Source organism: Streptomyces sp. BE20, assembly GCF_036322525.1.
Lineage (GTDB): Bacteria > Actinomycetota > Actinomycetes > Streptomycetales > Streptomycetaceae > Kitasatospora.
In genome coordinates, this window is record NZ_JAQYWW010001022.1 from 93,564 (window position 1) to 115,772 (window position 22,209).

General features: G+C 73.0%; 21 protein-coding genes and 1 pseudogene. 6 read left to right on the forward strand and 16 right to left on the reverse strand.

Going from position 1 to position 22,209, the window contains the following annotated elements; genetic code table 11:
- Positions 1 to 551 precede the first annotated feature (551 nt).
- The 10 genes from PUR61_RS28415 to PUR61_RS28460 all read right to left on the reverse strand — a co-directional run bounded on the left by PUR61_RS28415 (position 552) and on the right by PUR61_RS28460 (position 11,247).
- On the reverse strand, positions 552 to 1,052 hold the full coding sequence (locus PUR61_RS28415; protein ID WP_329882295.1) for a GNAT family N-acetyltransferase: 501 nt from the start codon (positions 1,050 to 1,052) through the stop codon (positions 552 to 554).
- Between the two features lie 407 nt (positions 1,053 to 1,459).
- Positions 1,460 to 1,717, reverse strand: coding sequence for an RNA polymerase sigma factor (locus tag PUR61_RS28420; RefSeq protein ID WP_329882297.1), 258 nt, complete (start codon positions 1,715 to 1,717; stop codon positions 1,460 to 1,462).
- A gap of 113 nt (positions 1,718 to 1,830) precedes the next feature.
- Entirely contained in the window at positions 1,831 to 3,264 is a 1,434-nt protein-coding gene (argH, locus tag PUR61_RS28425; protein WP_329882298.1) for an argininosuccinate lyase, read from the reverse strand.
- A 176-nt stretch (positions 3,265 to 3,440) separates the two neighbouring features.
- Positions 3,441 to 4,634 (reverse strand): argininosuccinate synthase, encoded by a 1,194-nt coding sequence (locus PUR61_RS28430; RefSeq protein WP_329882299.1) that lies wholly within the window; start codon positions 4,632 to 4,634, stop codon positions 3,441 to 3,443.
- Positions 4,635 to 4,873: 239 nt separating this feature from the next.
- On the reverse strand, positions 4,874 to 5,422 hold the full coding sequence (locus tag PUR61_RS28435) for an arginine repressor (protein ID WP_030395991.1): 549 nt from the start codon (positions 5,420 to 5,422) through the stop codon (positions 4,874 to 4,876).
- 17 nt (positions 5,423 to 5,439) lie between these two features.
- Positions 5,440 to 6,648, reverse strand: coding sequence for an acetylornithine transaminase (locus tag PUR61_RS28440; RefSeq protein ID WP_329882300.1), 1,209 nt, complete (start codon positions 6,646 to 6,648; stop codon positions 5,440 to 5,442).
- The gene (gene argB, locus PUR61_RS28445; protein WP_329882301.1) at positions 6,645 to 7,577 is read right to left on the reverse strand and encodes an acetylglutamate kinase; all 933 of its coding nucleotides are present in this window, start codon (positions 7,575 to 7,577) and stop codon (positions 6,645 to 6,647) included. The genes PUR61_RS28440 and argB overlap by 4 nt, the downstream gene beginning before the upstream one ends.
- A gap of 30 nt (positions 7,578 to 7,607) precedes the next feature.
- Entirely contained in the window at positions 7,608 to 8,780 is a 1,173-nt protein-coding gene (argJ, locus tag PUR61_RS28450; RefSeq protein ID WP_329882302.1) for a bifunctional glutamate N-acetyltransferase/amino-acid acetyltransferase ArgJ, read from the reverse strand.
- Entirely contained in the window at positions 8,777 to 9,805 is a 1,029-nt protein-coding gene (gene argC, locus PUR61_RS28455; protein ID WP_329882303.1) for an N-acetyl-gamma-glutamyl-phosphate reductase, read from the reverse strand. The genes argJ and argC overlap by 4 nt, the downstream gene beginning before the upstream one ends.
- A 239-nt stretch (positions 9,806 to 10,044) precedes the next feature.
- Complete coding sequence (locus PUR61_RS28460) at positions 10,045 to 11,247, reverse strand: methyltransferase (RefSeq protein ID WP_329882304.1); 1,203 nt, start codon at positions 11,245 to 11,247, stop codon at positions 10,045 to 10,047.
- A 233-nt stretch (positions 11,248 to 11,480) separates the two neighbouring features.
- On the opposite strand from PUR61_RS28460, the gene PUR61_RS28465 reads away from it, so the two are divergent.
- Both PUR61_RS28465 and PUR61_RS28470 read left to right on the forward strand, forming a co-directional pair.
- Positions 11,481 to 11,885, forward strand: coding sequence for a VOC family protein (locus PUR61_RS28465; protein ID WP_329882306.1), 405 nt, complete (start codon positions 11,481 to 11,483; stop codon positions 11,883 to 11,885).
- An 88-nt stretch (positions 11,886 to 11,973) separates the two neighbouring features.
- A complete protein-coding gene (locus PUR61_RS28470; RefSeq protein WP_329882307.1) occupies positions 11,974 to 12,348 on the forward strand; it encodes an RNA-binding S4 domain-containing protein in 375 nt (124 codons plus the stop codon).
- Between the two features lie 60 nt (positions 12,349 to 12,408).
- On the opposite strand, the gene PUR61_RS28475 is transcribed toward PUR61_RS28470, so the two are convergent.
- Positions 12,409 to 12,918 carry an FBP domain-containing protein gene (locus PUR61_RS28475; RefSeq protein ID WP_329882308.1) on the reverse strand — a complete coding sequence of 170 codons (510 nt, stop codon included), beginning with the start codon at positions 12,916 to 12,918 and terminating at the stop codon, positions 12,409 to 12,411.
- 225 nt (positions 12,919 to 13,143) lie between these two features.
- Positions 13,144 to 14,028 carry an SAM-dependent methyltransferase gene (locus PUR61_RS28480; RefSeq protein WP_329882309.1) on the reverse strand — a complete coding sequence of 295 codons (885 nt, stop codon included), beginning with the start codon at positions 14,026 to 14,028 and terminating at the stop codon, positions 13,144 to 13,146.
- Between the two features lie 263 nt (positions 14,029 to 14,291).
- Between PUR61_RS28480 and PUR61_RS28485 the strand changes: the two genes are divergently transcribed.
- Positions 14,292 to 15,281: a polysaccharide deacetylase family protein gene (locus PUR61_RS28485; RefSeq protein ID WP_329882310.1), complete on the forward strand. Its 990-nt coding sequence runs from the start codon at positions 14,292 to 14,294 to the stop codon at positions 15,279 to 15,281.
- A gap of 122 nt (positions 15,282 to 15,403) precedes the next feature.
- Positions 15,404 to 16,399 (forward strand): ketopantoate reductase family protein, encoded by a 996-nt coding sequence (locus PUR61_RS28490; RefSeq protein ID WP_329882311.1) that lies wholly within the window; start codon positions 15,404 to 15,406, stop codon positions 16,397 to 16,399.
- 83 nt (positions 16,400 to 16,482) lie between these two features.
- Here the strand turns inward: PUR61_RS28490 and PUR61_RS28495 are convergent, their stop codons facing one another.
- Positions 16,483 to 17,301: an SDR family NAD(P)-dependent oxidoreductase gene (locus PUR61_RS28495; RefSeq protein ID WP_329882312.1), complete on the reverse strand. Its 819-nt coding sequence runs from the start codon at positions 17,299 to 17,301 to the stop codon at positions 16,483 to 16,485.
- Positions 17,302 to 17,778: 477 nt separating this feature from the next.
- Between PUR61_RS28495 and PUR61_RS28500 the strand changes: the two genes are divergently transcribed.
- On the forward strand, positions 17,779 to 18,648 hold the full coding sequence (locus PUR61_RS28500) for a 3-hydroxybutyryl-CoA dehydrogenase (protein WP_329882313.1): 870 nt from the start codon (positions 17,779 to 17,781) through the stop codon (positions 18,646 to 18,648).
- Positions 18,649 to 18,955: 307 nt separating this feature from the next.
- Here PUR61_RS28500 and PUR61_RS28505 read toward each other — a convergent pair.
- From PUR61_RS28505 to PUR61_RS28515, 3 genes and pseudogenes are all read right to left on the reverse strand, one after another.
- A pseudogene (locus PUR61_RS28505) lies at positions 18,956 to 19,045 on the reverse strand.
- 24 nt (positions 19,046 to 19,069) lie between these two features.
- On the reverse strand, positions 19,070 to 19,801 hold the full coding sequence (locus PUR61_RS28510) for a DUF7873 family protein (RefSeq protein WP_329882314.1): 732 nt from the start codon (positions 19,799 to 19,801) through the stop codon (positions 19,070 to 19,072).
- Between the two features lie 109 nt (positions 19,802 to 19,910).
- Positions 19,911 to 20,750, reverse strand: a complete 840-nt coding sequence (locus PUR61_RS28515; protein WP_329882315.1) for a chitosanase — start codon at positions 20,748 to 20,750, stop codon at positions 19,911 to 19,913.
- A gap of 254 nt (positions 20,751 to 21,004) precedes the next feature.
- Here PUR61_RS28515 and PUR61_RS28520 point away from each other — a divergent pair, with 254 nt between their 5' ends.
- Complete coding sequence (locus PUR61_RS28520; RefSeq protein WP_329882316.1) at positions 21,005 to 22,174, forward strand: hypothetical protein; 1,170 nt, start codon at positions 21,005 to 21,007, stop codon at positions 22,172 to 22,174.
- Positions 22,175 to 22,209: the final 35 nt, after the last annotated feature.

Below are 22,209 nucleotides of genomic sequence, written 5' to 3' on the forward strand. Positions count from 1 at the left end.
TCCGTGGGTCGGGGGCGGGCGGCGTGCAACCGCCGGACCGGGTTGCGGTCGGCGACGAGGACGGCGTTGCGCCAGGGGGGTCCGGACCTGCCACCCCTTGATCGTCGCCGGTCCACGGCCGGGCCGCGCGACGGCGTGGCCCTTACGTGTCAACGGTGACGGCCACCCGCCCGTGGACGGGCAGGCGGGGTGAAGGGGGTGGTGACGGCAGGCTGGGCTCGCTCACTCGGACGGGAGCGGCCGGGTCTCGCTTCGGGGCGCGAGATGTGGTCCCCCGGCCGGCGGCGAGGGGGAGGGAACGGTGGCCCTCAGCGGTGACACATTCGACGGCACATGGCACGCTCACCTGCCGGCAGGGTGCCGGTGGGGGTCCATTTCGTCGTCGCAGTCATGTGAGCCAGTAAATCAGATGGGTCGATGTGGTCCCAACTATTCGGACCGGCTGTCCGCAATGCGGACGCACATGGCTCTGACCTGCGCAAATGCCGACCGGCGCCGCCTTCGGAGGTCCGAATGATGGCGGCGCCGGATCGGGAGGGTGCGGCGGAGGGTCAGGCCGTGGCGGCGAGCTCGACCTCGGCGGGCTTCTCCAGGTGGACCAGGCTCAGCCGGCCGCTGACCTGCTCCACGGTGGTCTGCCGGTACCCCTGGCGGGCGTAGAGACGCAGGTTGCCCAGGCTGCGGTGGCCGGTGAACAGCCGGTAGGAGCTCACCGCGCCGTCCTCCGAGAGGCGGTGTTCCAGTGCCTCCAGCAGCCGGCCGCCGAGGCCGTGCCGCTGCATCCGGGGGTGGACGACCAGGCGCCCTATCCGGCCGACGCCGTCGGGGCCGACCCGGCCGCGTACGGTGCCGACGATCTCGCCGCCGAGGCGGGCGACGAGGAAGTGCTGTTCGGTCAGTTCGGCGCGCAGACTCTCCAACGACTGTGTCAGGGGCTCGATGGCCCAGTCGCCGTAGAGTTCGGCCTCGGTCTGGTAGCCGAGGTACTGGAGCTTGAGGATCTGCTCCGCGTCCTCCGCCTCGGCGGTCGAGATGATCACGGTCATGCCCATGTGCGGGGGCCTCCCCATCGTTGTGCCCGGCGCGCGAACGTGAGGGTGTCGCACCGGATGCCCTGCCGGAGATGTCCCGGCCGGGGGTCTTCCCGGACCGGGGGTGGCGCACGAACGTACCAGCCGCGCGGCCCTGGTGAGGGCCGTGCCGCCGATGGCGTGCTCACGGTCAGTATCCGAGCGACCGCGCCACCGTCAAGAGCTACGTTCGCCAGCGCCTTACCCGCGCGTCAGCTGCCCTCAACCTTTCGACCCCCGGACGTGGCGAGGGTCACGCCCGACGGGGCCGGTCGAGGGCCCGGTTTCGGAGCCGGTCGGGGGCCGGACGGGGAGTCGGACGGTGGCGCGACGACGTGGCGGATGACCGGGGCCGGAGGGCGCGGGGCGGGACCGCGCCCCGCGACGGTTCAGGCGTAGCGCTCGGCGTGGAGGCGGGCCCGGAGGCAGGCGAGGCAGCGGGAGCGGGTGGGCCCGATGGACCCGCGCGGCATCCCGAGGCGTTCGGAGAGTTCGCGGTAGGTAGGCGGCGGGTCCTCGACGAGGGCGGCCATCAGCTGCGGGCAGCGGCCGGGCAGGGCGGCCACTGCCTCCCGGACGAGGCGGCGCCGCAGCTCGGCGAGGACCTCGTCCTCGGCGGAGGGGACGAACGGGAGGTTGGTGCACATACCGTGGATGACCGGGTACGGGCCCGGCCGGTTACGCCCGCCCGGTCGCGTCCACGCGAAAGGGGCGCGACGGTCGGACCGTCGCGCCCCTCCCCCGGTTCGGTGACCGGGCGTCAGCCCTTGACCCACTCCTGCTGGACCGCGAGGTCCGCCTTGAGCTCGGCGAGCTGGACCGCCACGGCGTCGGGGGCGGTGCCGCCCCGGCCGTTGCGCGAGGCGATCGCGCCGTGCACGCTGAGCACCGAGCGGACCTCGGGCGTCAGGTGCGGGGAGATCGCGGCGAACTGCTCGTCCGTCAGGTCGGCGAGTTCGATGCCGTCGGCCTCGCACACCTTGACGCAGGCACCCGCCACCTCGTGCGCGACCCGGAACGGCACACCCTGCTTGACCAGCCACTCGGCGATGTCGGTGGCGAGCGAGAACCCGGCCGGGGCCAGCTCCTCCAGCCGCTCCCGGTGCACGGTGAGGGTGGCCATCATGCCGGTGAAGGCGGGCAGCAGCACCTCCAGCGTGTCGCAGGAGTCGAAGACCGGCTCCTTGTCCTCCTGGAGGTCCCGGTTGTAGGCCAGCGGCAGCGCCTTGAGGGTGGCGAGCAGACCGGTGAGGTTGCCGATCAGCCGGCCGGACTTGCCCCGGGCGAGCTCGGCGATGTCCGGGTTCTTCTTCTGCGGCATGATCGACGAACCGGTGGAGAAGGCGTCGTGCAGCGTGATGAAGCCGAACTCCTTGGTGTTCCAGATGATCACCTCCTCCGCGATCCGGGAGAGGTTGATCCCGATCATCGCGGTGACGAAGGCGAACTCGGCGACGAAGTCCCGCGAGGCCGTGCCGTCGATGGAGTTGCCGACCGAGCCCCGCTCGAAGCCGAGGTCGGCGGCGACGGCCTCCGGGTCGAGGCCGAGCGAGGAGCCGGCCAGCGCGCCGGAGCCGTACGGGGAGACGGCGGTGCGGGTGTCCCACTGGCGCAGCCGCTCGGCGTCCCGGCCGAGGGCCTGCACGTGTGCGAGGACGTGGTGGGCGAAGAGGACGGGCTGGGCGTGCTGGAGGTGGGTGCGGCCCGGCATGGCGGTGTCCGGGTGGGCCTCGGCCAGGCCGACCAGGGCGTGCTGGAGGTCGAGGACCAGCCCGCCGATGATCTTCGCGTGGTCCCGCAGGTACATCCGGAAGAGGGTGGCGATCTGGTCGTTGCGCGAGCGCCCGGCCCGCAGCTTGCCGCCCAGGTCGGGGCCGAGCCGCTCCAGCAGACCGCGCTCCAGGGCGGTGTGGACGTCCTCGTCGGCGACGGTGCCGGTGAAGGTGCCGGCCTCGACGTCGGTGAGCAGCCGGGCGAGCCCGTCCAGCATGCCGGCGAGTTCCTCGTCGGAGAGCAGGCCGGCCTTGTGCAGGACGCGGGCGTGGGCCTTGGAGCCGGCGATGTCGTACGGCGCGAGGCGCCAGTCGAAGTGCACCGAGGCGGAGAGCCTCGCCAGTGCCTCGGACGGGCCGTCGGCGAAGCGGGCGCCCCAGAGGCGGACGTCGCCACCGGAGGTGGTCTGGTCGGCGGACATCGCACGGGCTCCTTTGCGCGAGAGGGTTCGGGAGGGGTGGCCCCGGCCGCGGGGGTGGGCGCGGCCGGGACCGGGAGAGGTGGTTCGGGCCCCGGTCGGGGCGGTTCGGCCCGGGCCCGCCCGGGGGTTCGGACGGAGTTCGGGCCGGAGGTCGGGCCGGTTGTCGGGGCGGGGACTCAGCCGAGGTCGCGGCGGGCGGCGATCTTCGAGGACAGCCCGAAGATCTCGATGAAGCCCTTGGACATCGACTGGTCGAAGGTGTCGCCGGTGTCGTAGGTGGCGAGGTTGAAGTCGTACAGCGACTGGTCGGACTTCCGGCCGTTGACGACGGCCCGGCCGCCGTGCAGCACCAGCCGGATCTCGCCGGAGACGTGCTGGTTGGCCTCGTTGACGAAGCCGTCCAGGGCGCGCTTGAGCGGGGAGAACCAGAGGCCGTCGTAGACCAGCTCGGCCCAGCGCTGCTCGACCTGCCGCTTGTAGCGGGCCAGCTCGCGCTCGACGGTGACGTTCTCCAGCGCCTGGTGGGCGGTGATCAGGGCGATCGCGCCGGGGGCCTCGTAGATCTCCCGCGACTTGATGCCGACGAGCCGGTCCTCGACCATGTCGAGCCGGCCGATGCCCTGGGCGCCGGCCCGCTTGTTGAGCTCCTCGACGGCCTGGAGGACGGTCACCTTGCGGCCGTCCACGGCGACCGGGACGCCGGCGTCGAAGGTGATGACCACCTCGTCGGCCTCGCGCGGGGTGGCCGGGTTCTGGGTGTACTCGTAGACGTCCTCGATCGGGGCGTTCCAGATGTCCTCCAGGAAGCCGGTCTCGACGGCCCGCCCGAAGACGTTCTGGTCGATCGAGTACGGGGACTTCTTGGTGGTGGCGATCGGCAGGCCCTTGGCCTCGGCGAAGGCGATCGCCTTGTCCCGGGTCATCGCGTAGTCGCGGACCGGGGCGATGCACTTCAGCTGGGGGGCCAGCGACTGGATGCCGACCTCGAAGCGGACCTGGTCGTTGCCCTTGCCGGTGCAACCGTGGGCGACGGTGGTGGCACCGTGCTTCTGCGCGGCGGCGACCAGGTGCTTGACGATGACCGGCCGGGACAGGGCGGAGACGAGGGGGTACTCGCCCTGGTAGAGGGCGTTGGCCTTGATGGCCGGGAGGCAGTACTCGTCGGCGAACTCGTCGCGGGCGTCCGCGACCTCGGCCTCGACGGCACCGCAGTCCAGCGCCCGCTGGCGGATGACGTCCAGGTCCTCGCCGCCCTGGCCGACGTCGACGGCGACGGCGATGACCTCGGCACCCGTCTCCTCGGCGATCCAGCCGATGCAGACGGACGTGTCCAGACCGCCCGAGTAGGCGAGTACGACGCGCTCGGTCACGGCTTTCTCCTTCACAACAGTGCGAACAGGCTTACGGCGATAGGCATAAGTATGCACTACTCCGTATGAAACTCAAAACGCCGACCGGGAGCTTCCACGAACGGGACTGCCGGCGGGGTGACGGACGGGACTTCGGGCGTGCTGCGGGCGGGCCGGTCGGTCCGGTCGGTCGGGCCGTGGACGGGGCCGCGGATACGACTGCGGGCCCGGGGAAACCGGGCCCACAGAAGGGGATGCCGCTACTGGGCCTTCGCCTGGGCGAGCTGCATCAGGTGGTCGGCGAGGGCCTGGCCGCCCGCCGGGTCCCGGCTGATCAGCAGGACGGTGTCGTCGCCGGCGATGGTGCCGATGATCTCGAAGACCTCCGCCTGGTCGATCGCCGAGGCGAGGAACTGGGCGGCACCCGGCGGGGTGCGCAGTACGACGAGGTTGCCGGAGGCGGTGGCGGAGACCATGAGCTCGCCGGCCAGCCGGGCCATCCGGCCCTCGGTGGCGGACTCCCCCATCGGTGCGCGGGGGGTGCGGTCGCCGCCCTCGGCCGGGACGGCGTAGATGAGCGCGCCGTCCCGGTTGCGGATCTTCACCGCACCCAGCTCGTCCAGGTCCCGGGAGAGGGTGGCCTGGGTGACCACCAGTCCGTCGTCGGCGAGCAGCTTGGCGAGCTGGCTCTGCGAGCGCACGGGCTGGCGGGTGAGCAGGTCCACGATCCGCCGGTGGCGCGCGGTGCGGGTCTGGGGGACCTGCGGCGTCGGGCCGGCGGCGGGTTGGCCGGAGTGGGGAACGGTCATGTGATTATTCTCCCGGACTACGCTCGGTTCGCATCGCCCGGGGCGCCCTCGCGGACCGCCCGGAGGACGTCCGGCAGGGCGGCGAGGAAGGCGTCCGCCTCCTCCTCCGTGAGCACCAGCGGCGGGGCGAGCCGGATCGCGTCCGGGACGGCGGCGTTGACGAGGAAGCCGGCCTCCTGGAGCCCGGCCTGGATCGCGCCCGCGACCGGTTCGGTGAGGACGATGCCGAGCAGCAGGCCGGCGCCGCGCACGTGCGAGACCAGCGGGTCGCCGATCGCCTCGACGCCGTGCCGCAGCCGGTCGCCGATCTTGCGAACGTGCTCCAGCAGGCCCTCGGACTCGATGGTGTCCAGGACGGCGAGGGCGGCGGCCGCCACCACCGGGTTGCCGCCGAAGGTGGTGCCGTGCTGACCGGGGGTCAGCAGGTCGGCGGCCTCGCCGAAGGCGAGCACCGCGCCGACCGGCAGGCCGCCGCCGAGCCCCTTGGCGAGCGTGACGACGTCCGGCTCGACCCCCTCGAACGCCTGGTGGGCGTACCAGTGGCCGGTCCGGCCGATGCCGGTCTGGATCTCGTCCAGGACGAGCAGGGTGCCGGTGGCGCGGGTGATCTCCCGGGCCGCGGCGAGGTAGCCGTCGGGCAGCGGGACGGCGCCGTTCTCGCCCTGGATCGGCTCCAGGAAGACGGCGGCGGTCTCGGTGGTGACGGCCGCCCGCAGCGCTTCGACGTCGCCGAACGGGACGTGGGTGACGTCGCCGGGCAGCGGGCGGAACGGCTCCTGCTTGGCGGGCTGGCCGGTGAGCGCGAGGGCGCCCATGGTGCGTCCGTGGAAGCCGCCCTCCAGGGCGACGACACGGGTGCGGCCCGTCCGGCGGCCGATCTTGAAGGCGGCCTCGTTGGCCTCGGCTCCGGAGTTGCAGAAGAAGACCCGGCCCGCGCGGCCGTCGAGCGCGAGCAGCCGCTCGGCGAGGCTGATGGTCGGCTCGGCCATGAAGAGGTTGGAGATGTGGCCGAGGGTGGCGATCTGCCGGCCGACGGCCGCGACGATCGCCGGGTGGGCGGTGCCGAGCACGTTGACGGCGATGCCGCCGAGCAGGTCGGTGTACTCCTTGCCGTCCGCGTCCCACAGCTTGCTGCCCTCGCCGCGGACCAGCGGGATCCGGGGCGTGCCGTAGTTGTCGGTGAAAGCGTGCTGCCACCGCTCGGTGAGCTGCTCGTTGGAAGTCATGCCAGTCCCCCGGTCACGGTCGTTTCGTCGTCCGGCACGACCATCGTGCCGATGCCCTCGTCGGTGAAGATCTCCAGCAGCAGGCTGTGCGCCACCCGGCCGTCCAGCACGCGGGCGGTGCCGACGCCGGAGCGGACGGCGCGCAGGCAGCCCTCCATCTTCGGGAGCATCCCGCTGGCCAGGCCGGGCAGCAGCTCCTCCAGCTCGCCCGCGCCGAGCTGGCTGATCACGTCGTCGGAGTTCGGCCAGTCCTTGTAGAGACCCTCGACGTCGGTGAGGACGACGAGCATCTCCGCGCCGAGCGCGACCGCGAGGGCGGAGGCGGCGGTGTCGGCGTTGATGTTGTAGACGTGGCCGTCGACGCCCCGGGCGATCGAGGAGATCACGGGGATGCGGCCGTCGGCGATGAGCGCCTTCACCGCGCCCGCCTCGATGTTGACGATGTCGCCGACCAGGCCGATGTCGACCTGCTCGCCGTCGACGACCGCGTACCGCTTGACGGCCGTCATGGTGTGGGCGTCCTCGCCGGTCATGCCGACCGCGAACGGGCCGTGGCCGTTGAGCAGCCCGACCAGTTCGCGCTGGACCTGGCCGGCGAGCACCATCCGGACCACGTCCATGGTCTCGGGGGTGGTGACCCGGAGTCCGTTGGTGAAGGAGGACTCCAGGCCGAGCCGGTCGAGCTGGGCGCTGATCTGCGGGCCGCCGCCGTGCACCACGACCGGGTGGAGACCGGCGTAGCGGAGGAAGACGACGTCCTGGGCGAAGGCCGCCTTGAGCTCGTCGTCCACCATGGCGTTGCCGCCGAACTTGATGACGACGGTCTTGCCGTGGAACCGCTCCAGCCACGGCAGCGCCTCGATGAGCGTCAGGGCCTTGGGCAACGCGGTGTTGTTGCGGGCCTGTTCGCCCTTGGGTGCGATCTGCACGTTTTCTGTCCCCGGCTCAGGTAGCAGGTCTCAGGAGGAGTAGGCGCTGTTCTCGTGCACGTAGTCGGCGGTGAGGTCGTTGGTCCACAGGGTGGCGGTGGCCTCGCCGGCGTTGAGGTCGGCGGTGACGACCACCTCGCGGCCGGTCATGTCGACGAGATCGCGGTCCTCTCCCACGCTGCCGTCGCGGCAGACCCAGACGCCGTTGATGGCGACGTCGAGCCGGTCGGGGTCGAAGGTGGCGGCGGTGGTGCCGATCGCGGCCAGGACGCGGCCCCAGTTGGGGTCCTGGCCGTGGATGGCGCACTTCAGGAGGTTGTTGCGGCCGATGGTCCGGGCCACCTCGACGGCCTCGTCCTCGGTGGCGGCGCCGGTGACGTCGATCCGGATGTCCTTGCTCGCGCCCTCGGCGTCGCCGATGAGCTGGCGGGCGAGGTCGGCGCAGACGGTGCGGACCGCCTCGTCGAAGTCGGCGGTATCCGGGGTGGTGCCGGAGGCGCCGGAGGCGAGCAGCAGCACGGTGTCGTTGGTGGACATGCAGCCGTCGGAGTCGATCCGGTCGAAGGTGGTGCGGGTGGCGCCGCGCAGTGCGGCGTCCAGGGCGGCGGCGTCCAGGTCGGCGTCGGTGGTGAGGACGACGAGCATGGTGGCCAGGGAGGGGGCCAGCATGCCGGCGCCCTTGGCCATGCCGCCGACCGTCCAACCGGCGGGGCTGGTGACCTGGGCCGTCTTGTGGACAGTGTCGGTGGTCTTGATGGCGATCGCGGCGGCCTCGCCGCCGGTGGCGCTCAGCTCGGCGGCGGCGGTGGCGACGCCGGGGAGCAGCAGGTCCATCGGGAGGCGGACGCCGATCAGGCCGGTGGACGCGACGGCGACCTCACCGGCGTTGAGCGTGAGCTCCTCGGCCACCTTCTCGGCGGTGGCGTGGGTGTCCTGGAAGCCGAGCGGGCCGGTGCAGGCGTTGGCGCCACCGGAGTTGAGGACGACGGCGGAGACCGAGCCGCCCTTGAGGACCTGCTCGGACCAGAGCACGGGGGCGGCCTTGACCCGGTTGGCGGTGAAGACGCCGGCGGCGGCGAGCGAGGGCCCGTCGTTGACGACCAGGGCGAGGTCCGGGGTGCCGGAGGCCTTGATACCGGCGGTGACACCGGCGGCGCGGAAGCCCCTGGCGGCCGTCACTCCGAGGTTCTGGTGGTCGGTCACGGTGCGACTCCGTTCACGGGAAGGCCCAGCTCCTCGGGCAGGCCCAGGGCGATGTTCATGCTCTGCACCGCGCCACCGGCGGTGCCCTTGACCAGGTTGTCGATCGCGCTGATCGCGATGATCCGCCCGGTGGCCTCGTCCAGGGCGATCTGGACGAGGGCGGCGTTCGAGCCGTAGACGCTGCTGGTCTGCGGCCACTGCCCCTCGGGCAGCAGACGGACGAACGGCTCGTCGGCGAACGCCTCGGTGTAGGCGGCGCGCAGGCTCTCGGCCGTCACACCGGGCTTCGCCTTGGCGGAGCAGGTGGCGAGGATGCCGCGCGGCATCGGGACGAGCATGGGGGTGAAGGAGACCTCGACCGGCTCGCCCGCGAGCGGGGTGAGGTTCTGGGACATCTCCGGGGTGTGCCGGTGGACGCCGCCGACGCCGTACGCGCTGACGTTGCCCATGACCTCGCTGCCGAGCAGGTGGGTCTTGGCCGCCTTGCCGGCGCCGGAGGTGCCGGAGGCGGCGACGACGACGGCCTCGGGCTCGGCGAGTCCGGCCGCGTACGCGGGGAAGAGGGCGAGCGAGACGGCGGTCGGGTAGCAGCCGGGGACGGCGATGCGGTTGCTGCCCTTGAGCGCGGCACGGTGGCCGGGGAGCTCGGGCAGCCCGTACGGCCAGGTGCCGGCGTGTGCGGAGCCGTAGAACTGCTCCCAGTCGGCGGCGGCCCTGAGCCGGAAGTCGGCCCCGCAGTCGACGACCAGCACGTTCCCGCCGAGTTCCTCGGCGACGGCGGCGGACTGTCCGTGCGGCAGCGCCAGGAACACCACGTCGTGGTCGGCCAGCACCTCGGTGGTGGTGGGCTCCAGGATCCGGTCGGCGAGCGGCAGCAGGTGCGGCTGCAGCAGGCCCAGTCTGGTGCCGGCGTTCGAACCGCCGGTCAGCGCCCCGATCTCCACCTCCGGGTGGCCGAGCAGCAGACGCAGCACCTCACCGCCCGCGTATCCGCTCGCGCCGGCGACGGCGACTCGCAATGCCATGGCATTCCCTCCTTCGTCGTGGCATGAATATACGCAGTACGGAACATTCATGCAAGGAGTGGGGCGAGGGGCGCCGCAACGGGCACGCCCCACCCCCACGCCCGAGGACAGGGCGTTCCGACCGCGCGGGCGATCTTCCGCCCGTCGTCGGCGATTAGCTTAGGCTACCCTTACTTAAGGGGAAAACGACCCGCGTGGGACGGGCCCGACCGCACCCCGCCGGCCCGGCACCCGGCGGTTCACCGGCGGACGGCCCGCAGGACGACGAACTTCGGGTTGCCGGCGACGAGTTGACAGTTGCCGAAGAGACGGCGGAGCTTCTCGTGGTAGCCGAGGTGCCGGTTGCCGACCACCCAGAGCTCACCGCCCGGCCGCAGCGCGCGACGGGCACCGGTGAACATCCGCCACGCGGTCGCGTCGGTGGTGGCCTGGTGCGAGTGGAACGGCGGATTGTTGAGGACGAGGTCCACCGACCCGGGGGCCACCGCCTCGGCCGTCATCGCGTCGGCGGTCAGGAACTCGGCGGGGGCGTCCGGGCCGAGGTTGGCGCGGAAGGTCTCCTCCGCCGAGGCCACCGCCTGGTGGGACTCGTCGACGAAGACCAGTTCGGCGCCGGGCGCGGCCAGGGCGGCGGCGGTGCCGACGACCCCGTTCCCGCAGCCGAGGTCGACGATCCGGTCACCCGGCGCCGCGGTCGGCAGGTGGGCGAGCAGGAACCGGGTACCGATGTCGAGGCGGTCCGCGCAGAAGGTGCCGGCGTGGTTGACCACGGTGCGGCCGGCGGCAGGACCGATGTCGGCGGGCAGCGCGTAGCGGTGCGGCCAGGGGTTGGGGCCAGGGTCGAGCGTCCGGTCCGGCGTGCAGAAGATCAGCCGGGCCTTGCGGACGGCGAGCGAGGTCCGGGTCGGCCCAAGGATGCGCTCGAAGAGCTGGAGGGTGGAGGTGTGGATCTCGGTGACCATGCCGGTGCCGATCACCACGGTGTCCGGGTGGACGGCCGGGGCGAGGCGGTGCAACTGGTCCTCCAGCAGCGCGAGGCTCTTGGGGACGCGCACCAGCAGGACGTCGATCCGCGCGGGCGGGGCGTCCCGGGTGGTGAGCAGCCGGACGGCGGCCGGGTCGGCGCCGGCCCGCGCGAGGTTGGCGCGGGTGGCCCGCTGGGCGAGGTGCGAGTCGCTGATCTGGGCGGGAGCGAACCGCGCGAGCGCGGTGGCCAGGGCGCCCCAGCGGTCGCCGAGGACGGTGACCGCCCGGCCCGTGAGGTCGGTGGCCCCGCCCTGGGCGGAGTCGGCCTCGCCGGCCAGGTGCCGCAGCAGGTACTCGTCGGCGGCGTCCCAGGCGCGCAGCAGCTCGCGCGGGTCCTCCGGGTAGCGGGTGAGGTCGAGGCTGCCCCAGGGAGTGGCGAAGGGGGTCGCGGCGGCGGGCGTCGAGAGGTGGTTCATCGTGGCCCAGGCTAGCCGACCGGCGGGCGGGCCCGGTGGGCGGCGACGGCGGGCCCGGGATCACGGGTGCGGGGACGCGTAGCGGGGTCGTACGGGCGGGGCGGGTGGGCGGGGCGGGTGGGCGGGGCCGACGGACGGGGCCGGTCGGCGCGGTTCACCGCCCGGGGCCGGGCGCCGGGCGCGCATCGGGGCCTCGGCCGATACTGGAGGGGCCCGAGGGAAGGGGCGAGGCCATGGACTGGAAGCTCGAAGTGGTGGTGGTCCCGGTGCCGGACGTGGACCGGGCCAAGGTCTTCTACGAGGAACAGGCCGGTTTCACCGTCGACCACGACACCCGGATCCGGGACGGCGTGCGGGTCGTCCAGCTGACACCCCCCGGATCCGGCTGCTCGATCGTGGTGGGCGCCGGGATGACGGAGGCGCCGCCCGGCTCGCTGAAGGGTCTCCAACTGGTGGTGCCGGACATCGACCGGGCGCACGCCGAGCTGGTCGCGCGGGGCGTGGAGGTCAGCCCGGTGCAGCACTTCGAGGACGGGACCCGGGTGGACGGGCGCGGCGGGGAGTGGAACTCGTTCGTCTTCTTCAGCGACCCGGACGGCAACGGCTGGGCCGTCCAGGAGGCACCCGACCGCCGGTAGCGCCGTCGGTCCGGTCCGGTCCGGTCCGGTGGCGGGGTCCGTCCGGCTGAGGTCGGGGCCGCCCGGGCGGTCTCGGTAGGCTCGGAGGATGGTCGATGTCGAGGGAAGCGTCCGGGTGGACAGCTGGATCTGGTCGGTGCGGCTCGCGAAGACGCGGTCGGCGGCGGCCGACGCCTGCAAGGCCGGGCACGTCCGGGTCAACGGCGAGCGGGCCAAGCCGGCCCAGTCGCTGAAGCCCGGCGACGAGGTGCGGGTGCGCCAGGAGGGCTACGAGCGGGTCGTCGTGGTGCGGAAGCTGATCCGCAAGCGGGTCGGCGCCGACGTCGCGGCGGAGTGCCTGGTGGACAACAGTCCTCCGAGGCCGCCGCGCGAGCTGCTGGCCGTGCCCGGCCTGCGCGACCGGGGTGCCGGGCGGCCCACCAAGCGGGACCGCCGGGACATGAACCAGCTGCGCGGCCAGTAGCACGGCGGGCCGGGGACCCGGCCCGCCGACCCCGCCGCGGCCGACCGGGCCGGACGGCGGTCAGGAAGCCAGGGTGTCCGTCCGGACCTGGGTGAGGAAGGTGTCCAGGTTCGCCAGCGTGCGGGCGATCTGGTCCTCCAGCGGGAGCGACTCGTCGGGCCGGGTCACCAGCGCGGACTTCTTCAGGCCGCGCAGGTAGAGCGAGCAGGCCAGGTCGGCACAGATGTACGTGCCGACCGTGTTCCCCTCCCGCCCCGCCGCACCGGCACGCCGGGCGGTGAGCAGCGCGACGCCGGAACCCGCGTGCGCCGTGACGCAGAGCGAACAGACGTTGGTCTTGGTCAGGCTGCGCCGGAACGACGGCACCCGCAGCGTGACACCGACCAGCTCGCCGCCGTGCTCCGCCACCAGGTAGCCGCGGTCGGGGGCGCCCTGGTCCCGCCAGCCGAGGAAGTCCAGGTTCTCCCAGGGGAGTTCGGCCATGCCTCGGGGCAGGTTGAGCCGACGGGCCTCGCCCTTGGAGCAGTTGACGAAGGACGCGCGGATGTCGGTCTCGTTCAGGGGTCGCATACGTCGCAAGCTAACACCGGACGCCCGGCGCCGTCGTGCGGTTTTCCGTCCGCCCGGGCGCCGGCCCTGCGGCGATCAGGCCCGCCCGCGCAGCGGGGCCGGGGGTATTTCTCGCGGTGGGCGGCCTCGCCGGGGCCGCGGGTGGCGGCGCCGAACAGCACCGCCCCCCGGCCCACCCGCACGCCGCCCCCTTGATCCGACGGCGCGTCAGGGACGGCCGACGGCTCAGCGCTTGAAGGCGACGCCGGCGTAGGCGGAGACGTCCTGCCAGCCGTCCGGCAGGTCGGTGGTCCGGATGTGGCCGGACTCCGGCCGCCAGAGCGGAAGTTGGACCAGGCCGGGGCCGACGAACTCGAAGTCGCCGAAGAACGGCTCGACGGCGGCGCGCGGGCGCAGCACCAGGGGTGCGCTCGCGCTGCGGTAGATCCGGGTGCCCTCGGCGGCGCTCTCCCGGGAGGCGAAGTCGGGGCTGCCGTGGGAGAGGATCAGCGCGCTGCCGGGGGCGAGCACGTCGCGCAGGGTGCGGACGATCCGTTCGGCGCCGTCCTCGTCCCGGATGAAGTGCAGGACGGCGACGAGCATCAGGGCGACCGGCTCGCCGAGGTCGATGGCGGTGCGCAGGCCGGGGTGGTCGAGGATCGCCTCGGGCTCGCGCAGGTCGCCCTCGATGACGGAGGTGTGGCCCGCCGGGTGGCCGGCCAGCAGGGCGCGGGCGTGGGCGGCCACGATCGGGTCGTTGTCGACGTAGACGACCCGGGCGTCCGGGGCGACCCGCTGGGCGATCTCGTTGGTGGAGCCGACGGTCGGGATGCCGGTGCCGATGTCGAGGAACTGCCGGATGCCCCGGCCGGCGGCGAACTCGACGGCGCGGCCGAGGAATTCACGGTTGGTGCGAGCCAGCAGCGGCAGCGCCGGGTAGGCGGCGATGGCGGCCTCGGCGGCCTTCCGGTCGGCCTCGAAGTTGTCCTTGCCGCCGAGGTAGTAGTCGTACATCCGGGCGGTGTGCGGGACGCCGGTGTCGAGCTCGGTCGGGGGCTGCCAGTCGTCGGCGCGCGCCCACTCCCAGTCGGTTCCGATCCCCGTGCTCGCCGTCGTCGTGTCCTCGGTCATCTGCCGCCCCCTGTCGTTCACCGCGTTCACCTCCGGCCGGTGCCGGCGGCGTCCCCCGTACCGGGTGCGGTCGGCGGGCCCGGTGTGCCGTGCCCCCTCCGCCCCGGTGCGCGGCGATCGTAACCGACGACGGACCCCCGAAACAGCGGGAGTTCAGGTTTCCGCAGCATTCGAACGATGGCCCCCGTGCGCGTCGGCGGCCGCGCCCTCGGGCTCTTCCCACCGGTCGCCGCAGGGTGCCGCCCTCTCTATGCTGGCTGCCGATGACTGTCGATCGGCGCAGCGTCCTGCGCACCACCGCCAAGCTGGCCGCTCTGACCGCCGTCGGCGGGCTCGTCGGCGCCTGCGCCGACAGCGGCGCCCGCCGGGCCGATCCGGGGGCGCTCGCCGTCCGCCCGGGCACGATCGACCCGGCGGGCACCGTCGACCCGGCGTGGGCGGAGGCGGAGGGTCCCGCCTCGTCGGCGGCCGGTGGCTCCTCCGGCGCGCCGGGCACCCCCGCGCCGACGGTCCCGGCGGCCGAAGCACCGGCGGCGGGCCCGGCAGCCGATCCGGGGGCAGGTCCGGGGGCAGGTCCGGGGGCAGGTCCGGGAGCCGCCACCACCCCGTCCGCACCGCCCGCACCGCCGGTGCTCCCGCCCCTGGCGCCCGGCACCCCGGTCGAGGTGGCGTACGGGCCGCGTACCCGCCGCAATGTCGCGCTGACCTTCCACGGCAGCGGCGACCCGCGGCTCGCCACCGCCCTGCTGGAGACCGCCGAACGGCGCGGCGTCGGGCTCACCGTGCTGGCCGTCGGAAGCTGGCTGGACCAGCAGCCGCAGATGGCCCGGCGGATCCTGGACGGCGGCCACGAACTGGGCAACCACACCCAGAACCACCAGGACATCTCCACCATGCCCCCCGACCGGGCGCGCGCCGAGATCGCCCAGTGCGCGGAGCGGCTGCAGCGGCTGACCGGCTCGATCGGCCGCTGGTTCCGCCCGTCGGCCGCCCAGTACGCCACGGCGATGGTGCGCGAGCAGGCGAAGGCCGTCGGGTACGAACACGTGCTGGCGTTCGACGTGGACCCCCGGGACTACAGCGACCCGAGCGCGGCCGAGCTGCAGCGCCGGGTGCTCGGTTCGGTGCGCGCCGGCTCGGTGGTGGCCCTGCACCTGGGTCACCAGTGCACGGTGGACGCGCTCCCCGCGATCCTGGACGGCCTCGCCGGGGCCCGCCTGACCCCGGTCACCGCCAGCCGCCTCTTCGCGTAGCCGCGGCACCGCCCCGCAGGGCACCCGGCCCGTGGGGCACCCGGCCTGCGGGGCGCGGGCCCGCCGGGCGGTGCCGCGGAAGAGCCCGGCCGCCTCCCGCACGTGCGTGCCATGCTTCCCGCATGCGCTACATCATCATCGGGGCGGGTGCGGTGGGCGGCACGATCGGTGCCCGGCTGCACGAGGGCGGGCACGAGGTGGTCCTGGTGGCGCGCGGCGCCCATCTGGCCGCACTGCGGGAGACCGGCCTCCGGTTCGGCACCCCGGAGGGCACCCGGACGCTGCGGATCCCGGCCGTCGGCGGGCCCGCCGAGCTGGAACTGCGTCCGGACGACGTGCTCGTCCTCGCCGTGAAGACCCAGGACACCGCCGCGCTGCTGGCCGCCTGGGCTCCCCGCCCGGTGGCCGGCGGCGGCACCGCCGGCGAGCGGCTGCCGCTGGTCTGCGCGCAGAACGGGGTGGAGAACGAGCGGCTGGCGCTGCGGCTCTTCCGTGAGGTGCTCGGCGTGTACGTGTGGATGCCGTCCACCCACCTGGAGCCGGGCCGGGTGAGCGCGGCGGGGACGCCGGTCAGCGGGATCCTGCGGCTCGGCGGCTACCCGGCCGGGACGGGCGGGCGGGCGGCGGCGATCGCCGCGGACCTCGCCGGGTCCTCCTTCAGCGTGCCGCTGGAGGAGGACGTGATGCGCTGGAAGTACACCAAGCTGCTCGGCAACCTGGCCAACGCGCTGGACGCGGTGGCCGGCCGGATCGAGGACGGTCCGCTGGGCGCCCTCCGCGACCGGGTGACGGCCGAGGGCGCCGCCGTGCTGGCCGCCGCCGGCGTCCCGCACCACGACCTGGCCGAGCAGTTCGTCGAGGCCCGGGAGACGCTGCGGCTCGCACCGGTGGCGGGCGAGGGTCGCACCGGCTCGTCGTCCTGGCAGAGCCTGGCGCGCGGCACCGGCTCGATCGAGGCCGACCACCTGAACGGTGAGATCGTGCTGCTGGCCCGGCTGCACGGGGTGGCGGCGCCGCTCAACGAGGCGCTCCAGCGGCTGGCCGGGGCGTTCGCCCGGACCGGGCGGGCACCGGGCTCGCTCACCGCGGAGGAACTGGCGGCACTCACCGCACTCTGAGCCGGGCCGGGCCGGTCCGGACCGGGTCCGGGCCGGCCGGGGTTCCGCGGACGCGCCCGCCCGCCGTCCCCCGGACCGGGCGGTCAGCCCATCGGGTCGTCCGGCCCGTACGGGCGGAGCCGGAGCGTGCGCGCGTCCGCCTCCCGGATCTCCCCGGCCCGGTTGACCAGAACCTCCAGGTCGTCCCGCCCCGCGTGGATGAACCGCCCGTGCAGCCCGTCGAAGCGGCCTCGGGCGGCGTCCACGGTGACGGCGACCATGTACGGGATGGAGCCCCACTCCTTGGTGGACCGGAACATCGGCATCCCGGCCGTCATGTCGGTGGCGACCGCGCCGGGGCTGATGTCGAGGACGACCACGTGGTGCTCGGCGAGCGAGTCGGCGAGGTTGTCGGAGAGCTGGAGCAACGCGCCCTTGGAGGTGGCGTACGCGGTGTAGTGGCCGTCGGGGCGCAGCGCGAAGCCGGAGTTGAGGTTGATCACGCGCCCGCTGCCGCGGCGGACCATGCCGGGCAGGACGCAGCGCAGCAGGTTGTAGGGTCCGCGCAGGTTGACCTCGACGACCTGCCACCACTGGTTGGCGTCGGTCTCCCAGAGCGGCACCTCGGCGCGGTCGATCTGGCCGGCGTTGTTGATCAGCAGGTCGACCGGGCCGAGGTCGCGTTCGACCAGGCGGACGGCCTCCCGGACCGAACCTGGCCTGGTGACGTCGGCGGTGACGGCGACTCCGCGTGCACCGTGCCGGACGCACTCCTTGAGGGTCTCGGTGAGGGTCTCGTGGGTCCGCCCCACCAGCCCGACGGCCATGCCCTCGGCTGCGAGGCCGATCGCGAGCTCCCGGCCGATTCCCCGGCCGGCGCCGGTGATCAGGGCGACCTGTCCCGTGAGCGACCCCGTCGGCATCCCCGTACTCCCTTCGCCTGTGTGCGGACCGTCCCGCATTCTGTCCGGCGCGGGGCGGCGCGGAGCCGGGGCGCACGTGCGACGCGAACGCGCCCACCCGTCCGGCGCAGCCGCCGGACCGGGGCGGGCGCGGACGCCTGGAGGAAGCGCCGGGAGGACGCCGGAGGATCGCGGGGGCGTCGCCGGGAGATCGCCGGGAGGTCGTGACGAGATCGCCGGAACGTGGTCGGAAGTTTGCCGGAGGGTCATGTCGGGAGGCGGGCGGACGGAGCCGGAAGGAGGCCCGCGGAAGGCCCCGGGGGCACGGGACGGCCGGTTCGACCCGGAGGGAGGGGATGACCTACTGGCCGGTAGGGAGTAGTAACGTCGTCGGGGCGGTGCACCGGTGCACACCTACCGTGCACCCGCCCCGCTGGACAACAGCTTGCGGTACCACCTGTCGCTGGGCGACCCCCAGCACCACCGAAGGGCAACTGAGTGAGTGACATCGCGCGTGTCGGAGTGATCGGCTGCGGCCTGATGGGGTCGGGCATCGCGGAGGTGTTCGCCCGGGCGGGGCTGAGCGTGCTGGTCGCGGAGGCCACCGGGGAGGCCCTGGAGTTCGGCCGCACCCGTCTGACCAACTCGCTGGACACCGCCGTCAAGCGGGGCAAGCTCACCCCCGAGGAGCGGGACGAGGCGCTGGGCCGTCTCGCCTTCACCGTGGACCTGGCGGACTTCGCCGACCGCGACCTGGTGGTCGAGGCGGTGGCCGAGCGCGAGGACGTCAAGGTCAAGATCTTCCAGACCCTCGACCAGGTGGTGGAGCGCCGTGACGCGATCCTCGCCTCCAACACCTCCTCGATCCCGATCGTGAAGCTGGCCGCCGCCACCTCCCGCCCGGAGCAGGTGATCGGCCTGCACTTCTTCAACCCGGCGCCGGTGCAGAAGCTGGTCGAGGTGATCCCCACCCTGACCACCTCCGCGGCCACCACCGAGCGGGTCGAGACCTTCGCCACCGAGGTGCTCGGCAAGGAGCCGATCCGCGCCCGCGACCGGGCCGGCTTCGTCGTCAACGCCCTGCTGGTGCCGTACCTGCTCTCCGCCGTCCGGATGTTCGAGTCGGGCGTGGCCACCGCCTCCGACATCGACAAGGGCATGGAGGCCGGCTGCGCCCACCCGATGGGCCCGCTGCGGCTGTGCGACCTGATCGGCCTGGACACCATCGTCCTGATCGCCGAGTCGATGTACGACGAGTACAAGGAGCCGCTGTACGCCGCTCCCCCGCTGCTCTCCCGGATGGTCGACGCCGGTCTGCTCGGCCGCAAGTCCGGTCGCGGCTTCTACGACTACACCGCCACCGCCTGACCTGCGGAGCACGCGGAAGTGACGGGCACGTGACGGGGCCCGGGAGCGGTATCCAGCTCCCGGGCCCCTGAGGTGCCACCCAATTGCTCTGCACCGGCACGTTTAAGGGTGTGGGTCATTTTCACAGCGTCGCGCTTTGCCATTGAAGCTACCGCGCCAGGAAGAGGCGCAGGCGGGAGTCGAACCCGCATCCGACGCTTACAGCACACACCCGGTCGATCCGGCGCTCGGCGGCGAATGCTGAGACTTGAGCGAGAGTCTGAGTTTGACAGGGGTTGCCTCTGCCGAGTTGGGCCACCCCGGCGCGTGGTGCCGGGGGGAGGACTCGAACCTCCACCGTTCCCCTGATGTCAGCTTCACCATCAGTGTCAGCTTGCGCTCTTCGCGCCACCCCCGCTCTCATACGGGGGCGATCATGGGGCTACCCGAACAGGTAGCCGAACACCGCATCACCGACCCGGTGGTCCGCGACCTCGGCGCCGTTGGCCTCCTCGCGGGCGAACTGAACCGCCTGCTGGAGCTTCTCGACGCGCTCCAGGAGTTCGTTCACCCGCCGGGCCGGGAGGGCGCCGGAGAACTTCACGGTCGTCCAGTAGCCGATGGCGATGTCCTCGTAGTACACCTCGACCTGCGCCGGGTGCTTCTCCGTCGCCTCGGCCTTGACGTGGTTGCGCGGGACCTTCTTGGTCCGGATGGTGCGTACCGACTCGGTCTTCCAGGAGTCCGTGGAGGCGTCGTGGTTCCAGGCCTCGGAGGCGTCCAGCACCGGCAGCTTGCGGACGAAGGTCCGCAGGTCGGTGAGCTGCTTCTCCAGGAAGAGCAGGTAGGTGACCGGGGCGTCGGCGACCAGCGTCCGCCCGTCGACCACGACGTCGGCGCGGGCGGTGGTGTTGGCCCAGTCCTTGGTCGCGGTGACGTCGAACAGCCGGGTCAGGGTCGCGGCGGTCGCCCGCAGGACGTCCTCGGCCTTCACCTGGACGCGGGTGGACTCGGGGGGCAGTTGCTCGCCCTCCTCGTCCTTGGGCTGGTACGTCCGGGAGATTCCGGCCAGCAGCGCGGGCTTCTGCAGGTCCTGGTGGGACTGCGTCAGCTCTTGGAAGGACTTGGACTTGACGCCCTTTTCGACGGCGATGATCTGGTTCAGCTTGGCCACGTCCCGGACGCTATCAGCGCACCCGTTCGACCGTCATCCGAATTCCCGACCGGCCGCGGGGCCCGGGCGGACCCGGTCCCCGCGGCTCGGCCGGCCCGGCGGCCGGACGTCAGCTGTTGATGCTGTAGCTGTCGCCGTAGACCTTCCACTTCAGCGGGGGGTTGAGGTCGAAGTTCTTGGCGTTGAGGAAGACCAGCTGCGCGGTGTCGACGCGGCTGGTGTCGGAGTGCGCGTCCTCCTGCTTCATGACGACCTTGCGGGCGTCCAGGAAGGCCTTGAGGTAGGCGGTCTCGTCGCCGCCCTGGGCGGGGGTCTTGGCCTTCTTCATGGCGGCCTTGCGGATGCCGCCGAAGCTGTCGGAGCTGGTGCCCGGGCCGTGCATGACGATGGCGTCGTAGTAGATGAACTGCCCGAGCGCGCGCAGGCCGTCGGACTTGGCCTGACTGACGGAGGGGTTGAAGTAGACGCGGTCGCGCTCTTCGTTCTGGGCCTGCTGGAAGACGGCGTCCTTGGCCGCGGTCGCCCAGTCGCGCTCGAAGGCGGAGCCGAGGCCGGCGTGCGACTCCGTGCCGTTGACCTTGCGGAGCGCGGGCAGGTACTTGGCGAGGATGTTGCCGGGCTTGAGGTCGGTGTAGTGCTCGACGAGTTCGAGCATGTCCCCGGTGCCGGAACAGAAGCCGATGATCCCGGCGGTGTAGCCGCGGCCGTCCTTGATGTCCTCGATGTACTTGTACTGGGCCTTCCAGTCGAGGGACGAGTTCTCGGCGCTGGACACCAGCTGCATGGCGATGTCCTTCTTGTGGGGGTCGTCCAGGCCGACCGCCGCGATCCGGACCGCTGCGGGCGCGGTCTCCGCGGCGTGGCCGACGCCGGCGGCCGCCACCGTGGCCGGGGCGGCGACCAGGAGGGCGGCGAGGGTGATCCCGACGGTGCGGTGCTTGAGACGCATCTGACGCTCCGTTTCTCCGCCCGGGCAGGGGGATACCCGAGCTCCATGAGAGTTAGGAAACTTTCCTAACTAAGAGATAGCGCCCACCGGCGCACGTCCGCAAGGCCTTTGACCGAATCACCTCAACCCGCCCGGCGCGCGCGAGCCCCACGCGCGCCCCCTCACCTCCGCGCGCCTGTCCCCGTACCTGCCGGTGCCTCAGAATGCCTACCCGTGGGCCGCAGCCGGACGGCCACGGGCACGAGGAGCCGCGCATGATCGGGTACGAGATCGAGATCGACCTTCCCGTCGTCGACGGGACGGGGGCGAAGATCAAGGGGGACACCAAACTGGCGGCGAGCAGGACCCGCACCGACGGCAAACCCGTCTTCAAGGTGGTCGCGGACAGCAGGAGCCTCCCCGACGGGCGGAAGTACTCCAACCTGGAGTTCGTCACCAGGCCCTGGTCCGTGGTCGGGGACGGGCACACCCGGGGCCCCGCGGCGCTGCTCGACACCCTCACGCGGATCCGGACGGTCCGCGACGCGTTCTACCGGAACACCACCGCGCTGCTCTCGGCCCCGGCCGACCTCCTCGACGTGCTGCCCACCGGCACCGGGGCCAGGCTCGCCGGCGGCAACGGCTACCGGGAGAGCGCCGGAACGGAGGGCAACGGCGACGGCCTGTTCGTCCACTACTCCGTGGGCGTACCGGTGAGCGGTATGGCCACCTTCTTCGACCGGCTGCGTCGTGCGGCGCCGCTGCACGACGGCGTCTACCTCCCCGACGCCCGGCACCGCCTGCACCAGGCGAACGCCTTCGCCGAACGTGCGGTCCAGGAGTTCCTGCCGCGGAACCGGCCGAGCGGCGCGGGCCGCAACGCCCCGGCGCTCAGCGCCCGGGCGAGGCGCGACCGGGAGGTCCTCGGCTACCTCCAGCTGGTGTTCATGCAGATCACCGCGTTCGCCGACCACGCCGACACGGTCGCCCGGGGCGGCCCCGACTCCGGCATCAAGAACCGGACCGTGGTGCTGAGCCGGTCGCCGCTCGCCGATGTGCACGCGCACCTGGACCCCGAGGTGCGGACCGCGCTGCGCACCCACCACGACGCGCTCGTCACGCTCCTCGCCGACGACTACCAGGAGGAGGGCCGGGTGCGGAAGGACATGGGCTTCTACGAGACCGCGGTGCGCGAGATCGACGGCGGCCCCGTCGTCCTCCTCGACTACGCGACGGCGGCGTTCCGGGGCGACGCCGCCGTCCCCCAGCAGAGCGTCTTCGGCGGGATGCGCCAGATAGCGCCGCACGTGGAGGAGGAGGCGGTGATGGTCCCGTTCGAGATCCGCACCCTCGGCTCCTCGCTGAAGTCCTGGACCCAGGTCGAGGCCGACCTCAGGGACCTCTGCGACTGGGTGCAGAGCTCCCACGAACTCGGCATGGCCTGAGCCGGCCGCCGGCCACGCCGAAGGGCCCCGGCCCG

Coding starts and splice junctions, on each gene's coding strand:
- PUR61_RS28415 (WP_329882295.1), bottom strand. CDS start 1,052: ATGGGCATGACCGTGATCATCTCGACCGCCGAGGCGGAGGACGCGGAG.
- PUR61_RS28420 (WP_329882297.1), bottom strand. CDS start 1,717: ATGTGCACCAACCTCCCGTTCGTCCCCTCCGCCGAGGACGAGGTCCTC.
- argH (WP_329882298.1), bottom strand. CDS start 3,264: ATGTCCGCCGACCAGACCACCTCCGGTGGCGACGTCCGCCTCTGGGGC.
- PUR61_RS28435 (WP_030395991.1), bottom strand. CDS start 5,422: ATGACCGTTCCCCACTCCGGCCAACCCGCCGCCGGCCCGACGCCGCAG.
- PUR61_RS28440 (WP_329882300.1), bottom strand. CDS start 6,648: ATGACTTCCAACGAGCAGCTCACCGAGCGGTGGCAGCACGCTTTCACC.
- argC (WP_329882303.1), bottom strand. CDS start 9,805: ATGGCATTGCGAGTCGCCGTCGCCGGCGCGAGCGGATACGCGGGCGGT.
- PUR61_RS28460 (WP_329882304.1), bottom strand. CDS start 11,247: ATGAACCACCTCTCGACGCCCGCCGCCGCGACCCCCTTCGCCACTCCC.
- PUR61_RS28465 (WP_329882306.1), top strand. CDS start 11,481: ATGGACTGGAAGCTCGAAGTGGTGGTGGTCCCGGTGCCGGACGTGGAC.
- PUR61_RS28470 (WP_329882307.1), top strand. CDS start 11,974: ATGGTCGATGTCGAGGGAAGCGTCCGGGTGGACAGCTGGATCTGGTCG.
- PUR61_RS28475 (WP_329882308.1), bottom strand. CDS start 12,918: ATGCGACCCCTGAACGAGACCGACATCCGCGCGTCCTTCGTCAACTGC.
- PUR61_RS28480 (WP_329882309.1), bottom strand. CDS start 14,028: ATGACCGAGGACACGACGACGGCGAGCACGGGGATCGGAACCGACTGG.
- PUR61_RS28485 (WP_329882310.1), top strand. CDS start 14,292: ATGACTGTCGATCGGCGCAGCGTCCTGCGCACCACCGCCAAGCTGGCC.
- PUR61_RS28490 (WP_329882311.1), top strand. CDS start 15,404: ATGCGCTACATCATCATCGGGGCGGGTGCGGTGGGCGGCACGATCGGT.
- PUR61_RS28495 (WP_329882312.1), bottom strand. CDS start 17,301: ATGCCGACGGGGTCGCTCACGGGACAGGTCGCCCTGATCACCGGCGCC.
- PUR61_RS28515 (WP_329882315.1), bottom strand. CDS start 20,750: ATGCGTCTCAAGCACCGCACCGTCGGGATCACCCTCGCCGCCCTCCTG.
- PUR61_RS28520 (WP_329882316.1), top strand. CDS start 21,005: ATGATCGGGTACGAGATCGAGATCGACCTTCCCGTCGTCGACGGGACG.